Origin of the sequence: Anaerorhabdus sp. (assembly GCF_036641015.1) — a bacterium.
Classification (GTDB): Bacteria; Bacillota_I; Bacilli_A; order Erysipelotrichales; family Erysipelotrichaceae; genus Anaerorhabdus.
Map to the genome: position 1 here is coordinate 1 of NZ_JAVWFO010000075.1, position 5,444 is coordinate 5,444.

Annotated in this window: 4 protein-coding genes; 2 read left to right on the plus strand and 2 right to left on the minus strand. The window is 29.0% G+C overall.

Annotated elements, in window-relative coordinates; translation table 11 throughout:
- The first annotated feature begins 141 nt into the window (after positions 1-141).
- Complete coding sequence (locus tag RR430_RS08730) at positions 142-825, plus strand: hypothetical protein (protein WP_332508936.1); 684 nt, start codon at positions 142-144, stop codon at positions 823-825.
- Between the two features lie 270 nt (positions 826-1,095).
- On the opposite strand, the gene RR430_RS08735 is transcribed toward RR430_RS08730, so the two are convergent.
- Positions 1,096-2,046, minus strand: coding sequence for a DUF4435 domain-containing protein (locus tag RR430_RS08735; protein WP_332508937.1), 951 nt, complete (start codon positions 2,044-2,046; stop codon positions 1,096-1,098).
- Position 2,047: 1 nt separating this feature from the next.
- A complete protein-coding gene (locus RR430_RS08740) occupies positions 2,048-3,424 on the minus strand; it encodes an AAA family ATPase (protein ID WP_332508938.1) in 1,377 nt (458 codons plus the stop codon).
- A 466-nt stretch (positions 3,425-3,890) separates the two neighbouring features.
- Here RR430_RS08740 and RR430_RS08745 point away from each other — a divergent pair, with 466 nt between their 5' ends.
- Positions 3,891-5,168 (plus strand): ISL3 family transposase, encoded by a 1,278-nt coding sequence (locus RR430_RS08745; protein ID WP_332508939.1) that lies wholly within the window; start codon positions 3,891-3,893, stop codon positions 5,166-5,168.
- Positions 5,169-5,444: the final 276 nt, after the last annotated feature.

Below are 5,444 nucleotides of genomic sequence, written 5' to 3' on the forward strand. Positions count from 1 at the left end.
CCATTTACATAATAGATGATTTTTACTTTTTAGTTTGATTGATATTTATTAATAATATAAATAAGATATATCTAATACAAAATAATCAATTGGCTTAAAAAATAAATCTTAGTATTGATTGGATGATGAATGGGGGTATTTATGAAACTATTATTTGTATTAATACTTCTTATAACTGTTTTATCAGGTTGCAGTACGAATGTTAAAAAAGAAGAAGTTGCAATGAATCAACCAGTTGTTACAGAGGTTACTGAACAAGAGGGTAGTGATGAGGAAAGATATATGCCGCAATTCTTATATGAAATATCAACAGACCCTATTGATTACATGCGTGAATTAAATGGTAGTATAGAAGAGGTAGAGGAAAATGTCTTCATGATCCCACTAGATTTAACTTCAAGAGAATTTATTAATTTTAATACTTATTCAAAAATTACAACAGTTCAAGGTACCAATAGAGAGTTTTACTCGCTTGTATTTGATTTCAAAAATTTAACATTAACTACTGATAAGTGCATCTATACTTATGGGGAAGGTATAAACAATAAAGAGTATTGTAGCAATTTCAATTTTTTAATGGATGAAACGACTGCGAAAAATTCATTTTATGTTTTTTGTGATAATTTACTTTTTTATATGAATGAAGAATATTGGAATAATCAACATCGATTCTTAACGCAAAATCATACAGATGCATTTACGGATATCTTTACCTATGATGTGATTCTAAAGTATTTAGATTCTATGATTGAATATATTAATGAGAATTATTCACTTAACAGTTCAATCAAAAATGACAAGTATCTTAATGAAGTGTTAAAGTAATTCAGTTCGGGTTTTAACCCCCTCGAATTCGAGGGATTTAAAATTGGGGTTATATAAACTTTCCTATAAACCAAGAAATTCTATTAGAAAGGGTTTCTAGATGAAAATAAAAAAATATGAGTCAAACATCTTATACAAAATGTTTATAACTCATATCCTCTTTCATCCATATGCAGTGGATATTTATTATCAATTGTTCTCAAGTTACTAATATTGAAGTAATTTTTTAACAGTTTCAATATTATTAGTCTAAATTCTTTTCATAAACTATTATTTCATTGATTCTTCTGAAATATAGTTAAGATAAGTGTTTGTAATAAAAAGCTTAAGTGATTCTGGAATTCTTGAACGTGCACTCAAATCAATAATGGCTTCTTTCTCTGTGAGTACCCTAGTAACCTTGATTGGGGAATTTATGCTAGGAATTAGTTCGTCAGCGCAGCGGCAGAAACTATTTATAAAATTTACGAAGTACCACATTAAATATTTACCTCTAAGACAGCGATAGTTAACATTATAGGTATCAAACTCGTCATAAATTTGACGCAAGTCAATAGGTTCAAATTGCCACTTGTCAGTTAAATGCTTTTTAACTTCCTCATTTGAAACGATAGATACTTTGCAATTTTTCACTTGACATAAATCATTTAATTTAATGTCATTAAAACAAGGCTTTGCACCAAGCCTTCTTAGAGCAATATAATTACAGCATATTTCTTTTATTACATTTGACATTATCTCGAGTCCGTCATTAAACAAATTTTTGATGATTGAGAATTCGCTATCTTGCAAGTTGATATTATAAAATTCACGAATTATTCTTTTTAGTGAATGTAAAGTAACAATATTATTTTCAATTGAATAACAATCGGTAATATATAAATTATCATGATTGATATTTGGCTCAGGAAAAAAATCACTCAAGTCTCGATCGATGAAAAAAATAGTTTGTTTTCTTGAATAATGATTCCAATCAATTAAGTTAAGCAATTTAATTACTTTATCACGATTTCCATTCTTATCCCCACTTTCAATTAAACAAACATTCCAAGAACTATCAGGAATCATTGGTTCAATTAGCGTTTGATAATAGGAAGGATCATCTTTCCCCTCAACAAAACCAAAAAGTTGTTTTAAACTTCTTTTATGTTGCAATAAAAAATGATGATATGGGACGATTAGTTCTTCTAAAGCTGACTTATGAATTTCTACCATAGACATGTTATTCACCATCACAAATAAATTCATCTAAACCATGTGTAAAAGGCAGCAAATCATTATCATATATAAAAGGAGAATGAGTAGCAGCTATTATTCCATTGCATAATGCACTATTTTTTATATCTTCAACAAATATTTTTTGCCAAGGAACGGATAACGATAATTCAGGTTCATCAATTATGACGAAGTAGCTCTTATTCTCGGCTAAATATAAGTGGCAAAATAATGAGACAATTTGTTTCTCACCTGAAGAAAGATCACTCATATCAATAATATCGATCGCATTATTTCTTTGCTTCAAAATTTGAATTTTAAATGTTGAAATATCGTATTTTACTATTTTATTTGAAGAACTTAGGTATTTATTACATATTTCACAAAATTCGACTATGCTTTGTTCCTTATCCTCTAAGTCTCTTTGTAATGCCAAAAGATTTCGGAAATAATATAGTAAAATTTGTATTTGAGTATCTTTTATATCAATTCTGTCACTTGTTACTGTTTCAATCAACATTTTAACTTGATTTTCTGATAACATTTCGTCATTGCTTCTAGATAGGCAAAGTTTAAATTTTTCTATTTCTTCAGCAGTAATTGCAGTATTACTAATAGCTGAGTGATAGTTTTTATTTATGACATCCCCTAAATTTTTATAAGCTAAGTTTTTGAAACTATTCTCAGAAAATCTACTCAATTCTAAACAACGCTCCTCTATCTTTTCTTTTACATCTTGCATTCCAAACTCAACAAGCTCGATGTAACCATTTGCGTTTATATCTGAAAGTTCACTGTAAGAATAGTGTCTTTCATTATTTTCTCTTGAAAATGAGTACCGACCTTTTATTACATTTGATAAGTCTTCTTCAATTCTCCTATAAGTGGGTAGGTATATAATTTTCGCGTTAATAGCAGTTGGTATTTTAGAAAGGTGCTGTTCATTTTCATCAAACAAATTTATTTGATTTGTTGAAATAAGCCTGTCAAGTAATAAACTAACAGGATATCCGTGTTTTTTCGCTATACTGACTAAATCATTTCGCGTAATTTTATTTTCTCTATTTCTTAATTTTGCTATTTCTTGTCTAATTGGTAAAGGTAAATTTCTAGCTGAATTTGGAATTAAATCTAAGTCACCTCCATGGATATCTTCATAAGTTACTGTAAAATCTTTTTTCCCAATTGTAACAATGATTTTTTCAAACATGTGTGAAGGAACTTGGTGATAAGTACCTGATAAAATAGCACAAATAAATTTTAGTATTGTTGTCTTGCCTAGTCCATTTTCTCCTACCAAGATTATTGTATTGTTTTTGAACTTGATATCTATATTGCGTGTTCCATATAAGCCAAATATTTGAAATCGATTTAAGTTATTCATTTGTCTTCCCTTTCAATTATAGAAGTATAGTTTTATTATATCATAGAGCAAGTTGGATTTGATATATACATCTTTCTTATAATTTGTTTTATAACATTTAAAATATTCATCATTTTTGGGATGAAGATAAGTGAATATTTTTAAGTGTATTACAACAAAATATAGAAGAATAGCGATGCAAGATTTACTTTTATAAATTGATTTCAAGTTTAGATATTTAATTATATCAATAAAACACCATTAAAAAGGATTTCTAGATGAAAATAAAAAAATATGAGTCTAACATCTATTACAAAATGTTCAACACTCATATCCTGAGTAAGCACCACCTGTTGTGGATGTGGTATCGCTACTGCATCTGTTGTGGATGGAAAAGTCCATAAACAATAATGCAATAATGCTATATGGAAAACCTCTTATTTATAATGGACTTATGTGGTCCGATATAAAGGAGGTATTTTTCGTTATGGATAACATAAACCATCTTCTCCAAGTTTTACTCAATCTTGCATCTGACGATATTCAAACAATTAGAATTACAAATAAAGATTCTACACCTTTTTATTTCGTTCGTTTAAATTCATCTTTGCAAGAATGTCCCATCTGTTCTTCTACTTCTTTTCGCTCACTAGGTTATTACAAAAGGGAAGTAATCCTCCCAAACAATGTTTTCACGGGAGCTAAGGTAATTTTGGAAGTTCCAAGAAAATATTGTTGTACATGTAACTCATCGTTTAGCGATATGAAACATATGGCTCCTAAAAACAAAACTATTTCTTACAAAACCATTTTAGAAGTAATGGAATTGCTAAAAGATCAAAAAATGATATTTAATTCTGTCGCTACACTACTTCATATTTCTGAGTCTAGTGTTGTACGTATCTTTGATTCTCATTGTCATATAACTCGTTCTACCTTTCCAGACGTTGTTTGTATTGATGAAGTATATACCAAAAATAGTGATTTCAATTCAAAGTATTCTTGTATCTTTTATGACTTCTATCAACACTCTATCATTGATGTACTTCCCAGCCGTCACAAAAGCTATTTGCACCATTATTTCCAAGATATTCCTAGAGATGAGTTACTGAATGTTAAATATGTTTGTATCGATATGTATCGTCCCTATAAGGATATCGTTAAACTCTACTTTAAGAAAGCACTCATCTGTGTCGATTCATTTCACGTTATCAAACACTTAAATGAGGACTTATCAAAAGTTAGAATCAGAGTAATGAAAAAATACTCAATTGATTCTAATGAATATTATCTATTGAAAAACTGGGAAAATCTACTTTTTGACAATAATATTGAATTAAACAATCAAGGAAAATACAATAAACGATTTAAGCAAGTTCTAAATTACAGGCAGCTACAGGAATTAATCTTTCAAATAGATTCCGACATAAGAATTGCCTATCAGTTAAAAGATAACTACATGAGATTCAATCAAACTTCCACAATTAAAGAAGCTCCTGCTTATTTGGACACATGTATTGAATCATTTATACTAGCGAATATCCCTGAATATTGTGAGTTCACAAGTTTATTAACTAACTGGCGAGAAGAAATCATCAATTCATTTACATTGTATAAAGGTAGACGCATAAATAACAGCGTAGCTGAAAGCATGAACGCTAAAATTTCTACTCTTCTTTTCAATACAAAGGGTATTCGAAATCACGAACGCAGAAAGAAAAGGATTATGTACATGATCAATAAAACAGGTTTTTCAGTTAAGTAGTATAGTTAATAATCTATACGAAGATGGACCACATAAAAGGATGAACGTGTATCTTTTGAGATACAAATTCATCCTTCTTTTTACCACATCAGTTGGTGGATACCCCATATCCTTTATTATTTTGAGGCATCCATATGCAGTGGATATTTCTTTACGATTCTACAAACTAATAATATTATTATTTACATGGATAGTGATATAAACCATTGTGGTGTTATATCTCAAATACTGAGATTAATTATCGATTATCATAAGTTTCATCACTCAAATTTATTA

Coding starts and splice junctions, on each gene's coding strand:
- RR430_RS08730 (WP_332508936.1), top strand. CDS start 142: ATGAAACTATTATTTGTATTAATACTTCTTATAACTGTTTTATCAGGT.
- RR430_RS08735 (WP_332508937.1), bottom strand. CDS start 2,046: ATGTCTATGGTAGAAATTCATAAGTCAGCTTTAGAAGAACTAATCGTC.
- RR430_RS08740 (WP_332508938.1), bottom strand. CDS start 3,424: ATGAATAACTTAAATCGATTTCAAATATTTGGCTTATATGGAACACGC.
- RR430_RS08745 (WP_332508939.1), top strand. CDS start 3,891: ATGGATAACATAAACCATCTTCTCCAAGTTTTACTCAATCTTGCATCT.